The sequence below is a fragment of the Dietzia sp. Cai40 genome (assembly GCF_014145165.1).
GTDB classification, from domain to species: Bacteria; Actinomycetota; Actinomycetes; order Mycobacteriales; family Mycobacteriaceae; genus Dietzia; species Dietzia natronolimnaea.
The window spans coordinates 1-2,869 of record NZ_JAALEB010000082.1 but is presented as its reverse complement, the minus strand read 5'-3'; the positions used below and the strand labels follow the sequence as shown (position 1 = coordinate 2,869).

The window sequence follows — 2,869 nt, the reverse complement described above, 5'->3', positions numbered from 1 at the left end:
TCCTGGCTGAACCGCCTGCGTGATGCACTCACTGCTGGATCTCATTTCGGTAGGTCCCTCACTTTAGGAGGGCCCACTGTCCGAGATCACCGCAGCAGGCCAGAACTCGAGCCCGAAGCCTGTCGATGTCTGATCAGCAGTCTCGTGATTCCAAGTACTCGACGATGGCGCTGTCGGTGATGGACGCGATACTGATAGTGCGGTCGCCTGTTTCGTAGCGCAGTTTGTCTACCGCGCGGAGTAGCCGTGCTTTCGTTGATGGGCGCAACCGGACATTGTGCTGCTCCGTCAGTCGCTCCTCCCCCCGCGCGGCGGGCTGGTTTGTCTGTGGGGCGGACAGCGGCGCGGGAGTCGGGGTAGGTCGCTCGGGCAAGTCCGCTGCGGGGTGGGTAGTTCGTCGGATTGCGGGTTCACGCTGGACGCTCATGCTGCAGTCCCTTCGGTGATTACCAGCTCGGAAAGTAGATCCGTGTAAGCGACCTGGAGAGCTAACGCCTTGCCGCCAGTGAACCTGTGGATCGGCGTGTGAGTGCTATGCGCGTCCTGGCGGGCGGTCAGTTCCGGAATGGCGGTCTTCGCGACCAGTTCTCCGTAGGTCTCACGCAACTCGCTCTCGCGGAATCGGTGTTCGCCGGTGGCCCGCTTACGGCTAAGGACAATTTTCTCGAGCACGAGTCGGGGGTTGGGTCGTCTCTGGACATTGCGGATCGTTTCCTGAAGGTTTTCGATCCCCCGGACACTGTCGATGGTTGGCTCGGTGATGGCAATGACCCCGTCGGCTGCGCACAACACGGCAAAGAGCAACTTCCCCAGTGACGGTGGACAATCGAAGAGGACCGCGTCGTAGACCGAGAGGTCGAGCCCCTCGAACGCGATGTCGAGGCGGAAGATCAAATCGTTGGCTCCGTCCGACTCGATGTTGGCCAATGCTTCGTTGGATGGGATGAGGTCAACCCTGTCCCAAGGGGTTGCGATGACGGCATTGGCTGCAGCTCCCGCAGCGGTTCGGTTCATGAGGTCGAACGTCGTCATCATGTCGTCCGTGATTTCGACACCGAGCCCAGTGGTGGAGTTCCCCTGAGGGTCGACGTCCACAATCAGAACATTGCGTCCCTGATCGCTCAGTGCACTAGCCAGGCCGAGCGTCGTTGCAGTTTTGCCGACGCCGCCCTTCTGATTGCAGAGCGCTAACTTGCGGACCATGCGCGTTCCTCTCGAAGTGGCGGCCAACCACAGGTGCTCGCTAGGTTGGCTGGACGGTTACGTTCCCTCGGATAATCGCTGGGTAGTTCGCGTCGTAGTGCTAGCGAGGCTAACCCTGATAGATAGTGACGTAGCGAAGGCTCGCGGAGCAGCCATAACTATCAACGTTTGGCTAGCTAGCGGTGCTAGCTTAGTTAATCTAGTAACGGTAGACAAGCACGCTACTGGTGCTTCTCTAGCTTGTTGTGCACGCAGAGACGGGTCGGTGTGCCGGGCGCTGGTGCCGCTACCCCAATTCGCTTAGGGCCCCCACGGGCCTGTCGAACGTGGGCCACTACGTGGGGCCCGATCAACGAGCCCGTGCCGGGCGGTCAGGGGGCCGACGGGGTCGTCATCGGGGAACGTTTGAATGTGGACGCGACGGGTGTTGTCCCAGGTAAGGTTTCCGAGCTCGTGAAGGACTTCGAACGAGGTGCCGGCACCTGCAGAGATAGGCGTGACGGCGGCGGGGCGCCTCGCCGGACGGGCTTGGGATCACCACCGAAGCACACCCGAGGAGCTCCAGAGAAGGACTGTTAGCGCAGGTAGGGGCCGATCTACTGTAGCCGACAGTTATCCGCTCGGGGGTTCGTCGGAGCCGCTCCCAGCATCCGGAAGTAGAAATGGCTTGCACCCAGAGGGGGCCGTCACTACGCTAGGAACTGCCCACCGTTACGACGGAACGGGAAGAAGGCCTTAGAACCCCAGCCGGACGACTGGATCTAGGGCCTTTCGCTTTGTCCAGACTCTGGCATCAGAGACTCGGGGGTCCGCTTCTCGATCAGGATGCTGCCGCGGAGCACATCGATGTAGCTAACATCTCCGGAGAAGCTCGCGTTCACCGCCCCAAGCACAGCGTCCGGGATCCACAACAAGGGGTCATCGCCACCACGGCAGTGGCTAATCCTCAGGCCCCGATGCCAACCCTGGTTCTGCAACGAAACGATATGGGCGCGGTCCTGCTTGTCCTGAGAGTCGCTTCGCCGTTCGAGAGTGATGTCTAGGACATCAGCCTCTCCGAGTTCGTAGTAGAGCGTTTCCAGGCACTTTCGCCTGTGGCGCTCAGTCTTTCGGTTGCGCCCACTGAGGTGTGCAACGACTACGTGCATGGAACCCAGATCGGCGATTGTCTCTGTGATCGTGCGGCGGCGGCGATCACTTTCATCGGTCCAGTGAGGTTTGATCTGGCCTGGAAGACGAAGATGGCGTAGCGCTTCTCGGATCTCGTCGCAATCTCCTGCGGTGACGATGGCCGCCCCGATTAGGTACTCCTGAGTTGTATCGGTCCGGACGCAACTGGACTCATCAACAAACGCACGCATACCCGCCGAGGTCATTTCCACCTACTCACCGTATCCATCGGCCGCGACAACCCAGCCCGGCACTTCCTCTTACAACTTCCGCCCCTTTGGGGTGCACCCGTGCGGGACGGAACGCCGCCAACGATCGCTGCTGTGTCGCAGGGTCTAGTGCGATACTTATGAAACGCCATCCCGTCGGGTCTAGAGTGTATTGATACACAGACCGGGCGAGAGGGACTTCTGATGGCTAAGCGGATCGGGACGTTGCTGAACCGCTCGGGTGATGGCGGCGAGGAGGTGCTCATCGTCAGCCGCGGGAGCGTGCG

Annotated in this window: 2 protein-coding genes; both read right to left on the bottom strand. The window is 60.8% G+C overall.

The features are described from left to right. Nucleotides 1-423: 423 nt before the first annotated feature. Entirely contained in the window at nt 424-1,203 is a 780-nt protein-coding gene (locus tag G6022_RS04135; protein ID WP_119192861.1) for a ParA family protein, read from the bottom strand. Nucleotides 1,204-1,964: 761 nt separating this feature from the next. Beyond that, nucleotides 1,965-2,579 carry a hypothetical protein gene (locus G6022_RS04130; protein WP_083249842.1) on the bottom strand — a complete coding sequence of 205 codons (615 nt, stop codon included), beginning with the start codon at nt 2,577-2,579 and terminating at the stop codon, nt 1,965-1,967. Nucleotides 2,580-2,869 lie beyond the last annotated feature (290 nt).

Coding starts and splice junctions, on each gene's coding strand:
- G6022_RS04135 (WP_119192861.1), bottom strand. CDS start 1,203: ATGGTCCGCAAGTTAGCGCTCTGCAATCAGAAGGGCGGCGTCGGCAAA.
- G6022_RS04130 (WP_083249842.1), bottom strand. CDS start 2,579: ATGACCTCGGCGGGTATGCGTGCGTTTGTTGATGAGTCCAGTTGCGTC.